Genomic DNA, 19,524 nt, shown 5'->3' with positions numbered 1-19,524 from the left:
CGCTGTGGTAGTGCAAAAAAACGCAAACTAAAAGGTGTACGAAAAGCGTGCCAGTACCTGTATCGGATCGTCGGGCATTGAGTGGCTGGACAGTAGCCAACCGCGGCTGGCTTCAACGTCGAACATGGCGCGTTGGTAACGCAGGGTGACACCGGCGCTCAACCCCGCGCTGCTTTGCCAACCGGAAGGTCGGTTATCGCGAGGCAGCACCCGGCCGACGTCGCCGCCGATACGTGGAGTGAGGCTGCTCTGGCCCAGGGTGAAGCTGCGGGAAAGGGTGTTTTGCAGATACCAGCCGTTATCACCGGACAGCGTGCTGCGGCTGAAACCCCGGATCGCACTGCGGTCCGTCAAGCTGAGCCATTCCACGCCAGGCAGGCGATCGCGGCTGTATTGCCCGTACAGCAAGTTGCTCAACTGGTAAGTGGCACCGGCAAGCTGGAGGCGTTGGTTGAGGTTGACGAACAGCTTGCCCTTGGTGAATTGGGCATCGGGCAGGCCGGCCCCCTTTTGACGGTCGGCGCCAAACCAGGGCAACCCTTGCTCCACGCTGAGGTTGGCGCTGATCAGCCCGGTAGGCAGGATCTGCAGATGGTTAACGCCCAGCTCAAACAAGCTGAGCGTTGGGCTGCCGAGGCCAATACGTACGGTTTCGAAATAGTTAGTGATGCGCTTATGGGTCAGTTGCCCGTTCAGGGTATTGATCTGGTCGCGATCGCGATAAAACACATAGTCGCCGCGCAGACCGTACTGTTGGGTCTGGCCGTGCAGTTTGTAGCTGTTGAACACCAACTGCTGGTGGTTCAGGTATTGCGAGTAGCTGGCAAAGCCGCTGAAGGTGAAAGCGCCGTAGGGCAGGGAATAGAGCAGGGTATAGGCGCGATTATAGCGTTGCGCCGGGTTGTCCAGCGTGCCGGCAACGTTCAGGCTGGCGAAGTCCGACAGGCCGAAAGGGCTGTCCAGCGTTGCTGTGCTGCGTGCCAGCCACTGGCCGGTATTCTTCTGGCCGTAATTATCCACAGTGGCGGACAGCAACCAGGGTTTAGTATGTTGATTATGCAGCCGAATAATGGAGGCGCCCACTTTGCTGCCCGGCAATATATCCAATCGGGTTTTATTCGATTGCAAACGATTGGCCTGATCTAATCCCTGATCGAGCTGGGTTAATTTTAATGGCTGACCTTCCAATCCAGGGAATAATAATTGGCTGTTAACCCAACGATCGCCCCCCTCTATTTTTTCGATAAATCCTTCTGTGACACGCAGGCCTAATTCACCCTCGGCATTGGGGCGAATAAATTGCACGCGTGCGGTGATATAACCTTTATCCAGGTATAAGCGGGTCAATTCACGCGTCAGGCGATTGATGTCGTTGCTGCTGATGCAGTGCTCTGGCAGTGCACTCAGCGTTGCCAAATCTTTCGCCGACAGCAGCGTTATCCCCTGCAGATACACGCCGCCGATCGGCAGGCATTGAGCCGAAAGTGGCAGTGCCGGTGCAGCGGGTTCGGGGTCTTCCAGCAACTGTTGCTGTTTAAGCTGCTGGTAGCGCCGCTGCTCTATTTGTTGATTCACTTCACGCGTACCGTCTTGCAAAGCGCGACGCGATTCGCTCATCGGTGAGAACCCCCCCATTTCCGGCAGGGTGGCGGCGGGGAGTGCGGTGCTAAACAGCAGCGCCAGGGCGGCGGTTTTTCTGATCATTGTAATCCATTATGAGAAGCCGCTGGGGCGGCCTGCTCAATCCATGAGGTCAATAAACGGACGGCCAACGGCCGGCCCGGAATCGCGAGCGACAATCACATTGCGGGGTTCTTATTCACCAGTGGAAAATAAGAAGGTGGGTTTTATTTTTCTAAATAATAATTAGGCTGCTTGTTTATATTTTTAATAATTACCCTTCAATTACTCATAATGAGGTAATTAAAAAAGTAAATTAATTGGACTTTTCCGCTCTCGTCGTTATAGGCGGTTATCGGCAGCTCTGGGAAAAATCTGAATTTTTATTTTGTGCGGGGATAATAGAGGATGGGGATAATTCTGACAATCCGACCAGTGGGAAATACGAAATTTCGTAGGAGAGTCCGGGGCGCAAATGTGAACTGCACCCCGAGGTGAAATTATTTTTTAGTGATTGGTCGGCCGGACCAGTAACCCGCCAACAGGGATCCGGACAGGTTATGCCACACTGAGAACAGGGCACCCGGCAACGCGGCCAGCGGTGAGAAGTAGATTTTACCCAGCGTCGCGGCCAGCCCGGAGTTCTGCATGCCGACTTCAATTGCCAGCGTACGGCAGGTCGATTCGTCGAAGCCGAACAGCTTGCCGCCCCAGTAACCACTCAGCAACCCGATGCCGTTGTGCAGGATCACCGCCACGATCACCACTAGCCCGACCGAGGCGATATGGCTCTGGCTGCCGGCAACCACGGCGCTGATGATCGCCAAAATGCAGATCATCGACAACGCCGGCAGGATCGGCTCAATGCGTTTGACGGTTTTGGTAAAGGTGTGATGGACGATCAAACCCAGACCAATAGGGATCACCACGATCTGCAGAATGCTCAGCAACATCCCCATGACGTCGACGCTGATCTCGGTATCGACGTACAGGCGGGTCAGCAGCGGCGTCGCGAAGACGCCCACCAGCGTGGAGACTGCCGAAATGGTCACTGACAGCGCCACATCCCCTTTGGCCAGATAGATCATGACGTTGGACGCGGTACCGCTGGCAACGCTGCCAACCAGCACCATGCCGGCGGAAAGATCCGGGGGCATATGGAACAGCATTGCCAGCAGCCAGGCCGCCAGCGGCATGATCAGGTAATGCAAAAAGATCCCCGCGGCAACCGGGCCCGGGCGGGACAGTACGCGTTTAAAGTCATCGAGCCGCAGCGTGACGCCCATGGCGAACATGATCAGCATCAGCAGCGGGCTGACGTAGGGGCCGATCCCGGTAAAGGTGGTGGGCGTGCTGTAGGCGGCGACGGCGAGCAGTACCGCCCACAGAGGGAATAATCGGGTAAATTTTGCCAGCATGAGTGAGGTTTTCCTTAGCCAAATAACAACGATGGGGTGGTGTTGTGTTTTTTGCGGGTTCGGTGAACTGAACCCCTACGGTTATGGACTGCTTTTTTAGAGGTAGAGGCGCGGCGTGCCGCGCCTGCAAAGGTGACGGTAGCTTATTCGAACAGGTTGTGGTGCAGGGTGCGAACGACTTGTTCGGCGTCATCGCCCGGTACCAGGAAGCACAGGTTGTAGCTGCTGGCGCCGTAACAGATCATGCGGATATTGAACGGGTCGAGCACGCCGAACACTTCTTTGCCCACGCCGCAGGCCTGGGAAAGCTTGTTGCCGATCAAGGCGACCAACGCCAGGTTTTCTTCCACTTCTACCCGGCACAGTGACGACAGTTCGGTCAGCAATGAAGTGGTCAGCAGGCTGCCGCCGGTGGAGGTTGAACCCGTGGTATCCATGGTCAGCGCTACGCTAACTTCGGAGGTCGTGATCAAGTCCACCGAGATATTGTGGCGCGCCAAAATGCTGAACACCTCGGCCAGGAAACCGCGTGCGTGCAGCATGTTGAGGCTGTGCAGCGTCAGCAGGGTTTGTTTGCGGCGCAGCGCCAGCGCACGGAATAGCGGTGGGTTCTCGGTGGTGTTGCACACCAGAGTACCGCCGGCGGACGGATCTTTGCTGGAGCCGACGAACACCGGGATATCGCTGCGAACGGCCGGTAACAGGGTGGCCGGGTGCAAGACTTTTGCGCCAAAGGTGGCCATTTCAGCGGCTTCTTCGAAGGCGATTTTATCGATGCGTTTTGCCGCCGGAACTACGCGTGGGTCGGTGGTGTAGATGCCCGGCACGTCGGTCCAGATATCGACCCGGCTGACGCTCAGCGCTTCACCCAGCAGGGCGGCGGTGTAATCGCTGCCGCCGCGACCCAGCGTGGTGGTGCGGCCTTTCGGCTCGCTGCCGATAAAGCCCTGGGTAACTACCAGGGCTTCCTGCAGGCGTGGCTTGAGCAGCGACTGGGCCAGTTGGTTCAGCGCTACGCTGTCCGGCGTTGCGCGACCGAAATGATCGTCGGTGTGCATCACTTTACGTACGTCAAACCACTCCGCCTGCACATCACGACTGCGCAGGATCTCAACGAACAGCAGGGTAGACATCAGTTCGCCGTGGCTGACCAGTTCGTCGGTCAGCGCCGTGGAGGTGGCCAAGGAGGCTGCTTCGGACAGCATGGCAATATTTTCCAGCATGCGGTCGATTTCGTCGCGCACTACCGCCGGATTATCGAGGCGATCGAGAATGGCGTATTGAATGCGGCGGATTTCGTCGAGCTGATAGTGACGCTTGTCGGCGTCGCTGCCTTCGGCCAGAGCCACCAGCAGGTTGGTGACGCCCGCAGAAGCGGACAATACCACCAGACGTACGTTCGGATTGGCGAGAACGACGTCGGCGCTGCGGTTCATGGCTTCATAGTCGGCAACGCTGGTGCCGCCGAATTTGGCGACAACGGTGGCATTCTGGGGTGCTGCTTGGTTCATGTAAAAACCTCGTGTCAGGGTGGCCCTCTTCAGAGAGCACTTTTTTCATAGCCTTGGCACAAGGGGGGAGCGATAAACGGGAGCAGACGTAGAAGTGAAAGCTACGATACACCCAGAAGCGCCCCACCTTGTTGATTGCCCTTACGGACAATTCTGGTGACAACCCAGGGGATTCAGCCCCTGTAGTCGATACGATGAATGCCGCGCATCACCTTACCTCGGCGTCGCTCCCCCTCAAGCGTCGTCATTGGAAAACGGCTCCTCTGACACTCTACCTGGGCGACGCGCCTCTTCTGGCTTGCACACCGGGTGCGCAAGTAGGCTGTTAGGAATAGCCCGATATCGTGCCGCTGTCAACGTCCGGAAGTTGAGGGATTTTCATCTTGTACCAGTGCAATCAGCGTACAGGGCATTGCCGGGACAAAACCGGCGCCGATCGGCTGCAGCGTGCCGTCTTCCCGCTGGCTGAAAAGCGGAATAACACCATGATTTTTCTCTATATATTCCAACCAGCCAAAGTTCTCGTTCAGCTTGGTGGCTTTGATGGTGGCGCCCTGGGCAATCAGGCTGCTTAGCCGACCGTAGGTGGCCTCTTGATTGAACAGGATCTCATGCCGGCGGAAGCGCGAACTTTCCGCACTGTTGCCGCGGCCTTTCAACGGGGCGCCGGAGCGGATGGCGAACACCTGTCCTTCGCCAAAAATATGGCCGAAGTGATAGACCGCCAACGCATTTTGGTGGCGGTTGGGAGAGAGCGCCAGTACTTGTGCGGTGTCGCTGAGATCGAGATAGTTTTCGGCATGCTCAGAGTAAGCATGGCCATAATAGGCGGGGATGCCGTCCATACGCGCCTGGCGATAATATTCCCAACTGCTGTCGGTGACGAGCACCGGAATATTCAACTTCATCAGCGCCTGTGCCAGCATACGTGCGACGCTATTGGCGCCGACAATCAGCACCCCACGTGGTTTTTGCTGCTGTACCCGCAGCCAACGCGCCATCATGCCGCTGGTCAGGCTTTGCAGTACCACGGTGCCGATGATCACGGCGAACACCACGGTCACCAGCCGATCGGCTCCCGGATAACCGCTGCGCTGCAGCGTCAGGGCAAACAGCGAACTGACCGCCGCGGCGACGATGCCACGCGGAGCGATCCAGCATAGCAGCAGGCGATCGCGCCAGTGCAGGGAAGAGCGCCAGGTTGATACCGCAATACACAGCGGGCGGGCGACGAACTGCACCACCAGCAACAGGCCCAATAATGGCCAGCCCATGTTCCACAAGGCCTGAATGTCGAGCCGCGCCGCCAAAATGATAAACAGTGCTGAAATCAGGATCGCCGACAGCTCTTCCTTGAACGCCAGAATGTCGCTGGTATCCACATCGCGCATATTGGCCAGCCAAATGCCCATTACGGTAACGGTCAGCAGGCCGGATTCATCGGCAATGGCGTTGGACACGCCAAAGGCGGTGAGCATGATCGCCAGTACCGCCAGGTTTTGCAGGTAGCGCGGCAGCCAGACGCGGCGCAGCGCCAGGCCCAGCAAATAGCCGAACAGCGCGCCAGCCACCAGGCCGACGGCGGCGGTAATGCCCAGCGTCCAGAACAGATGGGTGTAAGATTCTGAATGCTGTTTCAGTACGATAAATTCGAACACCAGCAGGGTAAAAATGGCGCCGACCGGATCGATGACGATGCCTTCCCAGCGCAGTACCTGGTTGATATTGGCATTCGGTCGCACCACGCGCATCAACGGGGCGATCACCGTTGGGCCGGTGACCACCGTGACCGCGCCGATCAGTGCCGCCAACTCCGGTGGAAAGTCCAGCAACCACCAGCAGGCCACGCCGATCACCAGGAAGGTCATCAGCATGCCAATGGTTACCAGGTTACGTACCACGCCGCCGAGGCCGCGTATTTCCTCGACCCGTAGCGTTAGCGCCCCTTCAAACAGAATAATGGCGACCGACAGCGACACCAGCGGGAACAGCAAATCGCCGAACAATGCGTCCGGCTGAACCCAATGCACCACAGGCCCCAGCACGATGCCAAATACCAGCAACGGCAGAATGGCCGGCAGGCGTAACACCCAGGCTAGCCACTGCGCCAGCAATGAGCTCAAGCCAATAACCACCAACATCAATGGGGCAGATAATTCCATAGTCATGTCCTTCGTCGTTCACACCGCAGCCTGGCTGGCCGCGCATCCTTAGCCTAATTACGTCATTGACGTGGTGATAACCTGACACAGTTTAGTGACAGTTAAGCAACCCTGATAACAGGCTGTTATCCAAAAGTATAGGGGAAGTGCTGAAACGATGCGGCGGCAATTGACAGTTAGCGCCTATCGCAAGAAAAGAGATCATAATCACGGTCGAACAGGCTACAATCGGTCAACCACGTCACATTTATTCTCAAGCCTAAGAGTGTTGCTATGAAAAATATCAATCCTAGTCAAACCGCTGCTTGGCAAGCCCTGCAGCAACATTTTGAACAGATGAAAGACGTACAGATCAGCGATCTGTTTGCTCAGGACAAAGAGCGTTTCTCCAAGTTTTCCGCCACCTTCAACGATCAGATGCTGGTGGACTACTCTAAAAACCGCATCACCGCGGAAACCCTGGAGAAGCTGCAGGCACTGGCGAAAGAAACCGATCTGCAAAGCGCGATCAAATCCATGTTCGCCGGCGAGAAAATCAACCGTACTGAAGACCGTGCGGTGCTGCATATTGCCCTGCGTAACCGCAGCAACAGCCCAATCATCGTTGATGGCAAAGATGTGATGCCGGAAGTGAATGCGGTGCTGGCCAAAATGAAACAGTTCTGTGACCGCGTGATTGGCGGTGACTGGAAAGGCTATACCGGCAAAGCAATTACTGACGTGGTAAATATCGGTATTGGCGGTTCAGATCTCGGCCCTTATATGGCTACCGAGGCACTGCGCCCGTACAAAAATCACCTGAACATGCACTTCGTCTCCAACGTTGACGGCACCCATATCGCCGAAACGCTCAAACCGCTGAACCCGGAAACCACCCTGTTCCTGGTGGCGTCCAAAACCTTCACCACCCAGGAAACCATGACCAACGCCCACAGCGCGCGCGACTGGTTCCTGAGCACCGCCGGTGACCAAAAACACGTGGCGAAACACTTCGCGGCGCTGTCCACCAACGGCAAGGCCGTCGGCGAGTTCGGCATCGACACCGCTAACATGTTCGAGTTTTGGGACTGGGTTGGCGGCCGTTATTCCCTGTGGTCGGCGATTGGCCTGTCTATCGCCCTGTCAGTGGGTTACGAGAATTTTGAACAGTTGCTGAGCGGCGCGCACGCGATGGACAAACACTTCGCGCAAACGCCGGCAGAGCAAAACCTGCCGGTGCTGCTGGCGTTGATCGGTATCTGGTACAACAACTTCTTCGGTGCAGAAACCGAAGCTATCCTGCCGTACGACCAGTACATGCACCGTTTTGCCGCTTACTTCCAGCAGGGCAACATGGAATCCAACGGTAAATATGTCGATCGCAACGGCAATCCGGTGGACTACCAGACCGGCCCAATCATCTGGGGCGAGCCGGGCACCAACGGGCAGCACGCGTTTTACCAACTGATCCACCAGGGGACCAAGCTGGTGCCTTGTGACTTTATCGCGCCGGCCATCAGCCATAATCCGCTGAGCGACCACCATGCAAAACTGCTGTCGAACTTCTTCGCGCAGACCGAAGCCCTGGCGTTCGGTAAATCGCTGGAAGTGGTAGAACAAGAATTTGCAGCCCAAGGCAAAACGCCGGACGAGGTTAAGCACGTAGCGCCGTTCAAGGTATTTGAAGGCAACCGCCCAACCAACTCCATCCTGCTGCGTGAGATTACGCCGTTCAGCCTGGGCAGCCTGATTGCCCTGTATGAACACAAGATCTTCACCCAGGGCGCGATCCTCAACATCTTCACCTTCGACCAGTGGGGCGTGGAGCTGGGCAAACAGCTGGCTAACCGTATCCTGCCGGAACTGGCGGGTGATGAAGCGGTCAGCAGCCACGACAGTTCAACCAATGCACTGATCAATCGCTTCAAGGCATGGCGTTAATTAGCGTCTGAATGAATGCCAATAAAAAACCCGCCTTGGCGGGTTTTTTTACGTCTGAAGGAATTACAGATTGATAGGCACTTCGAAACTGATGCCTGCGCCTACGTCATCGGCGGTGCTGGCGTTGTTGTCGGTGTACCACAGGCTGGTATCAAACTTGACCTGAGAGTCGAAGTTGTATCCCCAGCCTAACTGAATGCCTTTCAGCGTGTCGGATTTCGGGAATGCATGGTTAATTGGCTGGCTGTTCGGGTTCACTTTGGCGTACACCAGGCGGGTGCTCCAGCGTTGGCCATCGTCCAACACCATCTCTACGCGGCCGGACAGCATTTGCCCGTCGCCGCCCATGGCGTGGCCCAGTGGGTAGCCTTGCTGGTAGTAGCCATCTTTATAAACGTAGTGGCGATAGATGACATTTTTTGTCTTACCATCAGAGCGAGTATCAGAACCTTCAATATGCCAGTTGATGGTGGTCGGGCCCCACTCGGGATGACCTTCCAGCCCTAACAAATAAGCATTATGCGATGGCAACATACCGGCTTCGTCTTCACCGGTGAGCTGGCCGTAGAAGCTGACTGGCAATCCAATCAACGGCTGCATTTTTAGCTTGAAATCGAAACCGGCAAGCTGGTTGCCTGGGTCGTTGCCCTGGCCGGAATCATCATTATCATTACCTGCAAACGCGTCCCAGAAGGAGCTCCAGGACTGTGGTCGTCCGCTGCCGCCCCACTGCATGATGCGTGAAGCACCCAGTTCAAGGAAGTTGGTCGGCATCATGGTAAAGCGGCCGCCAATCAGTTTGGTATCAGGCACGGCGGTGTACTGCGACAGCTGACCCGCCGTCAGTTGGTACTGCCAACGGCCAATCCAGGATAGCCAAGGGGTTTCAAACGGCGATTGGTCGGCGCGCTGCAGCATAAAGCCGGCAACCGGGCGTGCGGCGTCGGAACGGATCAGGCTGCCGTCGTAACCAGGGCCCCACCACTGGGATACCTCACCGAAGGACAGCCACTGGTTCCAGATTTTCACTGCACCATAGGAGCCGTTGAGGTTGAATTTGGAACCGTCGCTGACGCGTTGATCGCCTTCGACTGAACCCTGGAGACGCACGTCCCAGAATTCGCCGTTGGCGCCGGCGCCAACGGTCAGGCTTTGGTCAGCATATTGGCTTTGACCGAATCCCTGAGGAGTACCCGGCTTGTCGGTGGCGGCGTAACCGCTGACGCGGATATTGGCTTTCAGTTCGCCGACGCGGCGTTGAACGCGGTCGATGACATTTTTCTCGGTATTGGTTACCGGTTTGGCCTGAGAAATGACCGAGCTGATCTCTTCCTGGCTCAGTGGCCAGGTGGACAGGCTGACGTTGATGACGCCGCGATCGGACAACCAGGCAAGGTCGTTGCGCAGGTCATTATCAGGGGTTACCAATCCGCTGGCATGGCCGGTTAATGCACAGGTAAACAGGCCTGCGGCGACCAGTCCGTTAAGCTTAGCGCGCATAAATATTCCCTTGTTAATTCGAGTTGTTTGTTTTATGTAAAGATCTATGACCCATCATAGTTGACATTTCAATTTGCTACAAATATATCCATATGAAACATTTAAATATAACTAATTGAATAATATTTGTTTTTTCTCTGTTTCGTGCAGATGTTAATTTTTAAGATAATGCCTATGTTAGGATGCGCGGATAATTTCAATAAGTTTTATGGGGAATAACTATGGCAAAAACCTCCCGCTCCGTGATGGTGGCCAAAGGGCTGCAACGGGTGCTGAACGTTGGGCTGTTGCTGTTGGCAGCGATCCTGATCGTTTTTTTGGTGAAAGAAACCATTCATTTGGCGAAAGTTTTATTTGTCAACAACGAGGAATCCACGTCTTATCTCTTGATTGAAGGGATTGTGATTTACTTTCTCTACTTTGAGTTTATCGCGTTGATTGTTAAGTATTTTGAATCTGGCTATCACTTTCCGCTGCGCTACTTTATTTATATCGGCATCACCGCAATTATCCGTTTGATCATTGTGGATCATGAAAACCCAATCGATACGCTAATTTATTCCGCCGCGATATTGTTACTGGTGGTGACGCTCTACCTGGCCAATACCGACCGTTTAAAACGCGAATAGCAGAAATAAAAATGGCGGCCCGATAGGGCCGCCGAAGACACAGGTATCGATCGGAAATAACTGAAGTACATCAAGCGCAGTAGGGCCCCACCCGTGAGTGAAGCCCGAGAAAACCTAACCTTTCACCCCTCCAGCCGTCAGGCCTCCTACCAGCCAGCGCTGCGCCAGCAAGAATACGGCGGTAATCGGGATCGCCGACAGCACAGCCGCAGCGGCAAAGTCGCCCCATAAGTAGTTTTGCGGATTCAGATATTGCTGCATACCCACTGCCAACGTGTAGCTGTTAACGTCACGCAGCAATAGCGAGGCGACCGGCACTTCGGTGATGGCCGCGATAAACGACAGAATAAACACTACCGCCAGGATCGGTACCGACAGCGGTAACAGCACCAGGCGGAACGCCTGCCAAGGGCTGGCACCGTCCAACGCAGCCGCCTCCTCCAGCGAGTTATCGATGGTTTCGAAATAGCCTTTGATCGTCCAGACGTGCAGTGCGATCCCGCCCATGTAAGCGAAGATCACGCCGCCGTGGGTGTTCAGGCCGATAAACGGAATGTATTGGCCCAGACGATCGAACAAGGCGTACAACGCCACCAGCGACAGCACCGCCGGGAACATCTGGAAAATCAGCATGCTTTTCAGCAGCGTGCTCTTGCCGCGAAAACGCATACGGGCAAAGGCGTAGGCGCAGGTGGTGGACAGCGTGACGATGCCGATCGCCGTGATCACCGCGATCTTGATTGAGTTCCACAGCCACAGCAGCACCGGGAACGGCGGCGGGGTAACGCTGCCGTCGGCGTGGGTCACGCTCATGCCGAGCGCCAACCGCCAGTGGTCCCAGGAAATCTGTTCCGGTATCAGGCTGCCGGTGGCGAAGTTGCCGGAACGCAGCGAGATGGTCACCACCATCAGCAGCGGGAACATGATCAGGGCGATAAAGCACAGCATCAGAATATGGGTCATCCACAGGCGCAGGCGCTGGGACTTGGGTTGGACCATGGCCATTATTTTTCTCCCTAGTCGAAGTTCATCTTGCTGGCTTTCAGATTCAGGATCGCCAGAGCGCCTACCAGCAGGAAGATCAGCGTGGCAATGGCGGCTGCCAGTCCGAAGTCCTGCCCGCCGCCGCCCTCGAAGGCGATGCGGTAGGTATAGCTGACCAGCAGGTCGGTATAACCGGCCGGCGTGGTGGTGCCAATCATGTCCGGCCCGCCGTTGGTCAGCAGTTGAATCAGGACAAAGTTATTAAAGTTGAAGGCGAAACTGGCGATCATCAACGGCGTCAGCGGTTTGATCAGCAGCGGCAGCGTGATGCGGAAGAAGTTCTGCATCGGGGTGGCGCCGTCCATTGCCGAGGCCTCGTACAGATCGTCGGGTATTGCCTTCAGCAGCCCCATGCACAGGATCATCATGTAGGGATAACCCAACCAGGTGTTGACGATCAAAATCATGCTTTTGGCGGTGATAGGGTCGCTGAACCAGGCCGGTTTGATGCCAAACAGATGGCTAAGCATCATGTTGATTTCACCGAAGCTTTGGTTGAACAACCCTTTGAAAATCAGTATCGAAATAAACGACGGTACCGCGTAGGGCAGTATCAGCATCACGCGATAAACCGCTTTGCCTTTCAGCGCTTCCCACTGCACCACGCAGGCCAGCACCATACCCACCGCCACGGTGAGGATCACGGTCATGACCGAGAACACGATGGTCCAGATAAAGATCGACACGAACGGCTTCTTGATGCCTTCGTCCTGCAGCACGCGCAGGAAGTTTTTCCATCCGATGGTGACGGTATAGCCTGGGCTCAGGGTCTCTTTGGCCCAGTTGCCCTCGGCATTCACCGCCTGATAGAAGCCAATGTCAGGGTTTGGGCGGTATTGAGTATGGGTCTGTTGGTCGGTCAGCGTATTGCTGTCCTTGTCCAGCGCGTAGAGCGGGGTGGTGCCGGAAAATTGGCGCAGGGAACTCATGCGCAGCTCGCCGCCGTCCGGAAGTAATGCCACCAGTTGGCTCAGCGCCTGACGATTTTGCGTGATCACTCGCAGCGTGGCGCGTTCGCCGGCCGGTTCTGCGCTTTCCTCCGTCAGTTTCAGCGTTTGCGGCGCACTGGCGTCAAAGCTGAACGGTTCGGAAATCAGTTTTTGGTCACTGTCAGGGTGGGTTAACTGCAGGCGCCAACGTTGATTTTCTGCCGGATACAGCCCGAAGGTGAAGGTTTTGCCGGTTTGGAACTGGCGCTGCATCAGCACCGACTGAGCGCGTTCAAAGGTGAGCTGGTTGGTGCTGCTGTAGTTGGTAAAGGCGATGGCAATGGTGCAAATCAGCGGAAACAGGACAAACAGCCCCATGCCGGCGATGCCCGGATAAACGTAGCGCCAGGCGTAAGCACGGCGATTGGCGAAGACGTAAAGCCCGGCGCTGACCAGTATCAGCGTCAGAATGGCAAACAGGTATTCACCCTGTGCATACATCAACACAATCAGATAGCAGGTAACCAGGCTGAACAGGCCGATGACCAGCCATTTCAGTACGTCACTCTGCCACCACTTCGACTTTTTGCGCGCAGGCGACCCGGCGTGAACTAATTGCATAGGGCGTTCCTTTCTGTGAAGCCACAGCGGGGCGCTTCTCCCCTTCATACTTGAAGCGACACCTTTGTTGGCTGCGTCCGCTCACCCCGGTCACATAGCTGTCTATGCTCCCAGGGATGTGCGTACTTACCGTCGCGGTGTAACTCCAATTATTTTGGGGATGCTAATCCCGCACAACGTTGTGTGTTACTTGGTGATACGGGTCTGTACATCATCCAACGCGGCTTTCACCGTCTGGCGGCCGCTGACGGCGTTGATTACCGCGCTGCGTTCGGCGTACCAGAAGGCGCTCATCTGCGGGATATTAGGCATGATTTCGCCGTTTTGTGAGTTTTCCATGGTGGCGGCGATTTTCGGATCCTTCGCCAGTTGCTCCTGGTAGGACTTCAGGGCCACCGCACCGAGCGGTTTGTCCTTGTTGACGTCGGCCAGGCCTTCGTTGGTCAACAGATAGTTTTCCAGGAATTCTGTAGCCAGCTCTTTGTTCGGGCTGGCGGCGTTGATCCCGGCGGTCAGTACGCCAACGAAAGGTTTGGACGGCTTGCCTTTAAAGGTCGGCAGCAGGGTTACGCCGTAGTTGATTTTGCTTTGCTCGATGTTTGACCAGGCCCATGGACCGTTGATGGTCATGGCGGTTTGGCCCTTATTGAAGGCGGCTTCGGCAATGGAGTAATCGGTATCGGCGTTGATCTGCTTGTTTTTCACCAGATCGACGATGAACTGCAGACCGGCCTGCGAACCGGCGTTGGCGACGCCAACGTCCTTGATGTTGTATTTGCCATTTTCATACTTGAAGGCATAACCGCCATCGGCGGCGATAATCGGCCAGGTGAAGTAGGGTTCTTGCAGGTTCCACATGATGGCGCTTTTGCCTTTGGCGCGCAGTTCTTTGTCCAGCGCCGGGATCTCTTCCCAGGTTTTTGGCGCCTGTTTGATCAGGTCTTTGTTGTAAATCAGCGACAGAGCTTCCACGGCGATCGGGTAGCCGATCAGCTTGCCGTCGTAGCGCACAGCGTCCCAGGTGAACGGGAACAGCTTGTCCTGGAAGGCTTTGGAAGGATGGATTTCCGCCAGCAGGCCGGACTGCGCGTAGCCGCCAAAGCGGTCATGGGCCCAGAAGATGATGTCCGGGCCGTCGCCGGTGGCGGCAACCTGCGGGTACTTCTCTTCCAGCTTGTCCGGGTGTTCGATGGTCACTTTGATGCCGGTGTCTTTCTCAAACTTTTTGCCGACCTCGGCCAGGCCGTTATAGCCTTTATCGCCGTTGATCCAGATAACCAGTTTCCCTTCCTCGATCTTGGCGAAGGCGGAAGAGGAAAGCACCAGGGTGGTCAGAGCCGAAAGCACCAGTGTGCGGGCGGTGGTATAGCTGCGAGTCATAATCCAATCCTTCTTTTTTGTGGGCACGTAAGTCAAGGAGAGAGGTTTCGCGGTAATAGTGGGTCACAAAGCGACACATTCTCATCCTCCCCCCCTCTACGCCCCACGCCTGCGTAGTGTGATCCAGTTAACATTGCTCCCTATTCTGTGGTGTCAGACACAAAATAGGGGGACGATTTTTGCCAGGCAGATCACAGATTTGTCTTAAGCGTGGAACTTCTCGTCCCCGCGGTCGTTCTCTCATCCTCCCATCTCCTCCCCCATGAAAAATCCTGTTACGGATGATTACCCTTTGTGGGGTTTACCGCACTATCGGCCACATTGATTTTATCGCCACGTGCAGCAGGGAACCGGATTTATGTCGCCAATGCCTACCGTCACTCAGCCAACCCTGTACCGGATCCACCCGGTCAGTTTCCGTGATGGAAACGGGGATGGCGTGGGTGATGCTCACGGCATGATTGCGGCGCTGCCCTACCTGAACCAGCTGTCGATAGACGGCCTGGTCCTGCCGCAGCCATTGGCGGAGCAAGAGGGGGCGGCGGTCGCCGCGCAGGGTCTGGCGCTGTGGTATTGCGACGGGCCCCATCACATTCGTCGCGCCGCCGCGTCGCAGCAGTACCTTCGTAGCCCATTGGCGCTGGAGGTCGTGCCCTTCAGCGTAGAGAAACTGATTGAGGTGTTGAATGCTCGCCGCGCCACTCTGGCAGACAGCCTGTGGAGCACCGGTGATGCGGATCAGCCGCGAGTCGTTAGCCATTGGGGCCAGGGTAATCTGCGTTCGGCTGATGCCTTTTTGACGCTGCTGGCGATGTTGCCTGCGCCCATCTGCCTGTATCAGGGCGAAGAATTAGGTCTGCCACACGCCGCCGGCCTGCAGGATCCGCTGGGTGCGCAAACGCCGATGCCCTGGCATGAAGCGCCGGAACAGGTGACCAACGGTGAGATCCACTGGTACCAACAGGTGGCCATCGAACATCGCGCGCTGGCCATCAGCCGCCAGCAGCAGGACAACCAATCCACTTTGCATTACTGCCAATCTCTGTTGGCGCTGCGCCGCTTGCCGGTGATCCAGCAGGGCCAACTGAGCGTGGTCAGCCAGCATAACGGCGTGGTTCGTTTACTTATTACCCATCAGGATCAATGCCTTGAAGCGCTGATTAACCTGCAGCCTTATACTCAGGCGGCCGCGCCGTCTGAGGCGACCTTGCCATTGGCATGGCAGCACGGTGCGCAGCAAGAGGGTCATCAATGGGTTTTGGCGGGTTTTGCGTCCGCCATTTTTACACGAAATGTTAACTGCGAAAGCAGGGGAGTAACGCATGGCTAGCGTCACATTGCGCAGCGTTTATAAGGCCTTCGGCGAAGCTGTGATTTCCAAAGACGTCAATCTGACGATAGATGACGGTGAGTTTGTGGTGTTTGTCGGGCCGTCGGGCTGCGGCAAATCGACACTGCTGCGCATGATTGCCGGGCTGGAGGACATCACCTCTGGCGACCTGATGATCGGCGATAAACGCATGAATGAGGTGCCGCCTTCCGAGCGCGGCATTGGCATGGTGTTTCAGTCCTATGCGCTGTATCCGCACCTGTCGGTGGCCGACAACATGTCGTTCGGCCTGAAGCTGGCCGGTGCCAAGAAAGCGGAAATCAGCCAGCGGGTCAATCAGGTGTCGGAAGTGCTGCAACTGGCTCACCTGCTCGACAGGCGGCCAAAAGCGCTGTCCGGCGGGCAGCGTCAGCGGGTGGCGATCGGCCGTACGCTGGTGGCGGAACCGGACGTGTTCTTGCTCGACGAGCCGTTGTCGAACCTCGACGCCGCGCTGCGGGTGCAGATGCGCATTGAGATTTCGCGTCTGCACAAGCGCCTGCAGCGCACCATGATTTACGTGACGCACGATCAGGTGGAAGCGATGACGCTGGCCGACAAGATCGTGGTGTTGGATGCCGGGCGTGTCGCCCAGGTCGGCAAGCCGCTGGAGCTGTATCACTATCCGGCCAACCGCTTTGTCGCCGGCTTTATCGGCTCGCCGAAAATGAACTTCCTGCCGGTCAAAGTGACCGCCGCAGAGCCGCAACAGGTCCAGGTCGAGCTGCCTAACCGCCAGTTGGTGTGGTTGCCGGTGGAAGGCTCCGACGTTCAGCCCGGTACCAACATGTCTCTGGGCATTCGCCCGGAGCATCTGCTGCCCAGTGATGCCTCTGAAGTACTGCTTACGGGTGACGTACAGGTGGTGGAGCAACTCGGTAACGAGACGCAAATCCACATCCAAATCCCGGCAATTCGTCAAAACCTGGTTTACCGCCAGAACGACGTGGTGCTGGTAGAAGAAGGTGCAACATTCGCCATAGGCTTGCCGCCTCACCGTTGCCATCTGTTCCGTGAGGACGGTACGGCATGTAAACGGCTGCACCAGGAGCCGGGCGTTTAAAGCATCACAGTCTGTATAACAGGAGAATAATGATGACTACTCTGCGCAAACTTCCTCTGGCACTGGCAATCGCCGCTGGTGTGCTTACCACTCAGGCGATGGCCGTTGATTTTAAAGGCTACGCCCGTTCCGGCATCGGCTGGACCGGCAGTGGTGGCGAGCAACAGTGCTTCCAGGCTACCGGTGCCGGCAGCAAGTACCGTCTCGGCAACGAATGCGAGACCTACGCCGAGCTGAAACTGGGACAGGAAGTGTGGAAAGAAGGCGATAAAAGCTTCTACTTCGATACCAACCTGGCTTACTCCGTTTCACAACGTTCCGACTGGGAAGACGTGACGCCAGGCTTCCGTGAAGTGAATGTGCAGGGTAAAAACCTGATTGAATGGTTGCCGGGTGCCAACATGTGGGCCGGTAAGCGTTTCTATCAGCGTCATGATGTTCACATGATTGACTTCTACTACTGGGATATCTCCGGTCCGGGCGCCGGTCTGGAAAATATTGATTTGGGCTTCGGCAAACTGTCTGCTGCCGTAACCCGTAACTCAGAATCCGGCGGCTCTTACGGTTACCTGGATAACGAGTGGGATCAACGTCCTACCGTCAACGACACCTTCGACGTGCGTTTGGCCGGCCTGGAGCTAAACCCGGGCGGTACCCTGGAGTTGGGTGTGGACTACGGTCGCGCCAATACTCAGGACGGATACCATTTGGCTGACGGCGCCAGCAAAGACGGCTGGATGTTCACCGCGGAACATACCCAGAGCATCCTGACCGGCTACAACAAGTTTGTGGTGCAGTACGCCACCGACTCCATGACTTCGCAGAACAACGGCCGCAACCAGGGCTCAACCATCGACAACAACGGCAAGATGATCCGCGTGCTGGACCACGGTGCCATCGACTTCAACGATCAATGGGCGCTGATGTACGTCGGTATGTTCCAGGATGTCGATCGTGACAACAATAACGGCACCACCTGGTACACCGTGGGCGTACGTCCAATGTACAAATGGACGCCGATCATGAGCACCCTGCTGGAAGCCGGTTACGACAACGTGAAATCCCAGCGCACCGGCGATCGCAACGGTCAGTACAAAGTGACCCTGGCGCAACAGTGGCAGGCGGGCAACAGCATCTGGTCACGTCCGGCTATCCGCGTATTCGCGACCTACGCCAAGTGGGATGAGAAGTGGGGCTACGCCAATAACGACTCCGGCGCCGGTTACACCTCGGGCACTGCGTACAACGACACCAGCTTACATACCTTCAGCCGCGGCAATGACGACGAAGTCACCTTCGGTGCCCAGATGGAAATCTGGTGGTAATGAGATAACGGGGAGGGCCAGGTGCTCTCCCCAGCCTGTATTCGCCGGCGTCGTCTCTCTTGCCTGAGCTGCGCCGGATATCATGGGGTATAACAATGAAAAAGAATCTGCTGTCACTTTGCCTGTCACTGGCTCTGACCCTTGGCACACCGCTGGTGGTCAATGCCGATACGCCGGCCAATGTTTCCATCGCGCCGGCCATTAGCGCCAGCACGCTGCAAAGCCTGCCGTGGCAACCGCTGATGCCGCCGGTCAGCCAGGACATCAAACTGGATAATGTCAGCCCGCAAATCAACCAGGGCGACATTCAGGGCGCTATTGCCGCTTATACGCTGCCGGCCGATCGCGGTTCGCTGGAAGTCACGCTGAGCAGCATCAGCAAGAACAACTCACTTTACGCGCCGAGCGTGTTGGTGCTGGATGAGCACCTGCGCCCTGCGGCCTATTACCCGAGCAGCTACTTCCCGTATCAACCACCGGGTGCGATGTCATCCGATCGGCTGGAGGGCACGCTGAAACTGACCCCGGCACTCGGTCAGAAACAAATTTATCTGCTGGTGTACACCACCCGTCAGGATCTGGCGAAAACCACGCAACTGACCAACCCGGCCAAGGCTTATGCACAGGGCGTGGGCAACGCGGTGCCGGATATTCCGGATCCGATCGCCCGGCATAGCACCAGCGGTACTATCAAACTGAAGGTCACGGCAGAGCAGGGCAGCGGCAATATCATGATCGGCATGCTGCAGCCGGCACCGGCGGCGACGCCAGTGGTGGTGGGATCAACGGCCGCCGTCGCAGCAGCACCGGCCCCGGCGCCGACTCAACCGGCGGAACCCATGTTGAATGATACCGAAGCTTACTTTAACAACGGCATCAAACAGGCGGTGAAGGCGGGCGATATCGATAAAGCGCTGAAACTGATGAATGAGGCTGAAAAACTGGGTTCCACCACAGCACGTGAAACCTTTATTGGTAGCGTGAAAGGCAAGGGGTAGTACCCGACGCTGTCGATGCTGGCTCGATGATTGGT

14 protein-coding genes and 1 riboswitch are annotated in these 19,524 nt (G+C 56.5%); of the genes, 6 read left to right on the top strand and 8 right to left on the bottom strand.

Annotated elements, in window-relative coordinates; all coding sequences use genetic code 11:
• Positions 1–27: 27 nt before the first annotated feature.
• The 4 genes from H0S68_RS22410 to H0S68_RS22395 form a co-directional block, all read right to left on the bottom strand.
• Entirely contained in the window at positions 28–1,704 is a 1,677-nt protein-coding gene (locus tag H0S68_RS22410) for a ShlB/FhaC/HecB family hemolysin secretion/activation protein (protein WP_130015872.1), read from the bottom strand.
• Between the two features lie 416 nt (positions 1,705–2,120).
• Positions 2,121–3,038 carry a ketopantoate/pantoate/pantothenate transporter PanS gene (gene panS / locus H0S68_RS22405; RefSeq protein ID WP_020837188.1) on the bottom strand — a complete coding sequence of 306 codons (918 nt, stop codon included), beginning with the start codon at positions 3,036–3,038 and terminating at the stop codon, positions 2,121–2,123.
• Positions 3,039–3,181: 143 nt separating this feature from the next.
• Positions 3,182–4,549, bottom strand: coding sequence for a lysine-sensitive aspartokinase 3 (lysC, locus tag H0S68_RS22400; RefSeq protein WP_020837187.1), 1,368 nt, complete (start codon positions 4,547–4,549; stop codon positions 3,182–3,184).
• Between the two features lie 108 nt (positions 4,550–4,657).
• A riboswitch (Lysine riboswitch) is annotated at positions 4,658–4,850 on the bottom strand.
• 52 nt (positions 4,851–4,902) lie between these two features.
• A complete protein-coding gene (locus tag H0S68_RS22395) occupies positions 4,903–6,711 on the bottom strand; it encodes a cation:proton antiporter (RefSeq protein ID WP_020837186.1) in 1,809 nt (602 codons plus the stop codon).
• Positions 6,712–6,984: 273 nt separating this feature from the next.
• Here H0S68_RS22395 and pgi point away from each other — a divergent pair, with 273 nt between their 5' ends.
• Positions 6,985–8,631, top strand: coding sequence for a glucose-6-phosphate isomerase (gene pgi, locus H0S68_RS22390; protein ID WP_020837185.1), 1,647 nt, complete (start codon positions 6,985–6,987; stop codon positions 8,629–8,631).
• Positions 8,632–8,694: 63 nt separating this feature from the next.
• On the opposite strand, the gene H0S68_RS22385 is transcribed toward pgi, so the two are convergent.
• Positions 8,695–10,131, bottom strand: a complete 1,437-nt coding sequence (locus tag H0S68_RS22385) for a capsule assembly Wzi family protein (protein ID WP_130015870.1) — start codon at positions 10,129–10,131, stop codon at positions 8,695–8,697.
• A gap of 221 nt (positions 10,132–10,352) precedes the next feature.
• Between H0S68_RS22385 and psiE the strand changes: the two genes are divergently transcribed.
• Entirely contained in the window at positions 10,353–10,760 is a 408-nt protein-coding gene (psiE, locus tag H0S68_RS22380) for a phosphate-starvation-inducible protein PsiE (protein ID WP_020837183.1), read from the top strand.
• Between the two features lie 114 nt (positions 10,761–10,874).
• Here the strand turns inward: psiE and malG are convergent, their stop codons facing one another.
• From malG to malE, 3 genes are all read right to left on the bottom strand, one after another.
• Entirely contained in the window at positions 10,875–11,765 is an 891-nt protein-coding gene (malG, locus tag H0S68_RS22375) for a maltose ABC transporter permease MalG (RefSeq protein ID WP_020837182.1), read from the bottom strand.
• Positions 11,766–11,776: 11 nt separating this feature from the next.
• The gene (malF, locus tag H0S68_RS22370) at positions 11,777–13,354 is read right to left on the bottom strand and encodes a maltose ABC transporter permease MalF (protein ID WP_128864493.1); all 1,578 of its coding nucleotides are present in this window, start codon (positions 13,352–13,354) and stop codon (positions 11,777–11,779) included.
• A gap of 186 nt (positions 13,355–13,540) precedes the next feature.
• Positions 13,541–14,734 carry a maltose/maltodextrin ABC transporter substrate-binding protein MalE gene (gene malE / locus H0S68_RS22365; protein ID WP_128864494.1) on the bottom strand — a complete coding sequence of 398 codons (1,194 nt, stop codon included), beginning with the start codon at positions 14,732–14,734 and terminating at the stop codon, positions 13,541–13,543.
• Positions 14,735–15,092: 358 nt separating this feature from the next.
• Here malE and H0S68_RS22360 point away from each other — a divergent pair, with 358 nt between their 5' ends.
• The 4 genes from H0S68_RS22360 to malM all read left to right on the top strand — a co-directional run bounded on the left by H0S68_RS22360 (position 15,093) and on the right by malM (position 19,489).
• A complete protein-coding gene (locus tag H0S68_RS22360) occupies positions 15,093–16,064 on the top strand; it encodes an alpha-amylase family glycosyl hydrolase (protein ID WP_410529028.1) in 972 nt (323 codons plus the stop codon).
• Positions 16,057–17,166, top strand: a complete 1,110-nt coding sequence (gene malK / locus H0S68_RS22355; RefSeq protein WP_122080342.1) for a maltose/maltodextrin ABC transporter ATP-binding protein MalK — start codon at positions 16,057–16,059, stop codon at positions 17,164–17,166. Before H0S68_RS22360 ends, malK begins: the two co-directional genes overlap by 8 nt.
• Positions 17,167–17,198: 32 nt before the next feature.
• Positions 17,199–18,491 (top strand): maltoporin, encoded by a 1,293-nt coding sequence (locus H0S68_RS22350; RefSeq protein WP_046372520.1) that lies wholly within the window; start codon positions 17,199–17,201, stop codon positions 18,489–18,491.
• Between the two features lie 95 nt (positions 18,492–18,586).
• Positions 18,587–19,489 carry a maltose operon protein MalM gene (gene malM, locus H0S68_RS22345; RefSeq protein ID WP_048759954.1) on the top strand — a complete coding sequence of 301 codons (903 nt, stop codon included), beginning with the start codon at positions 18,587–18,589 and terminating at the stop codon, positions 19,487–19,489.
• The last annotated feature ends 35 nt before the right edge of the window (positions 19,490–19,524 follow it).

The organism is Serratia sp. AXJ-M (genome assembly GCF_046531865.1).
GTDB classification, from domain to species: Bacteria; Pseudomonadota; Gammaproteobacteria; order Enterobacterales; family Enterobacteriaceae; genus Serratia; species Serratia liquefaciens.
The sequence above is the reverse complement of the archived record's forward strand: the minus strand, read 5'-3'. Positions and strand labels throughout refer to the sequence as shown.

What these genes read in the sequence shown, in the direction of transcription:
- malE (WP_128864494.1), bottom strand. Translation starts at nt 14,734, where the DNA reads ATGACTCGCAGCTATACCACCGCCCGCACACTGGTGCTTTCGGCTCTG.
- H0S68_RS22360 (WP_410529028.1), top strand. Translation starts at nt 15,093, where the DNA reads ATGTCGCCAATGCCTACCGTCACTCAGCCAACCCTGTACCGGATCCAC.
- pgi (WP_020837185.1), top strand. Translation starts at nt 6,985, where the DNA reads ATGAAAAATATCAATCCTAGTCAAACCGCTGCTTGGCAAGCCCTGCAG.
- H0S68_RS22395 (WP_020837186.1), bottom strand. Translation starts at nt 6,711, where the DNA reads ATGGAATTATCTGCCCCATTGATGTTGGTGGTTATTGGCTTGAGCTCA.
- psiE (WP_020837183.1), top strand. Translation starts at nt 10,353, where the DNA reads ATGGCAAAAACCTCCCGCTCCGTGATGGTGGCCAAAGGGCTGCAACGG.
- H0S68_RS22410 (WP_130015872.1), bottom strand. Translation starts at nt 1,704, where the DNA reads ATGATCAGAAAAACCGCCGCCCTGGCGCTGCTGTTTAGCACCGCACTC.
- malK (WP_122080342.1), top strand. Translation starts at nt 16,057, where the DNA reads ATGGCTAGCGTCACATTGCGCAGCGTTTATAAGGCCTTCGGCGAAGCT.
- malG (WP_020837182.1), bottom strand. Translation starts at nt 11,765, where the DNA reads ATGGCCATGGTCCAACCCAAGTCCCAGCGCCTGCGCCTGTGGATGACC.
- H0S68_RS22350 (WP_046372520.1), top strand. Translation starts at nt 17,199, where the DNA reads ATGACTACTCTGCGCAAACTTCCTCTGGCACTGGCAATCGCCGCTGGT.
- malF (WP_128864493.1), bottom strand. Translation starts at nt 13,354, where the DNA reads ATGCAATTAGTTCACGCCGGGTCGCCTGCGCGCAAAAAGTCGAAGTGG.
- panS (WP_020837188.1), bottom strand. Translation starts at nt 3,038, where the DNA reads ATGCTGGCAAAATTTACCCGATTATTCCCTCTGTGGGCGGTACTGCTC.
- lysC (WP_020837187.1), bottom strand. Translation starts at nt 4,549, where the DNA reads ATGAACCAAGCAGCACCCCAGAATGCCACCGTTGTCGCCAAATTCGGC.
- malM (WP_048759954.1), top strand. Translation starts at nt 18,587, where the DNA reads ATGAAAAAGAATCTGCTGTCACTTTGCCTGTCACTGGCTCTGACCCTT.
- H0S68_RS22385 (WP_130015870.1), bottom strand. Translation starts at nt 10,131, where the DNA reads ATGCGCGCTAAGCTTAACGGACTGGTCGCCGCAGGCCTGTTTACCTGT.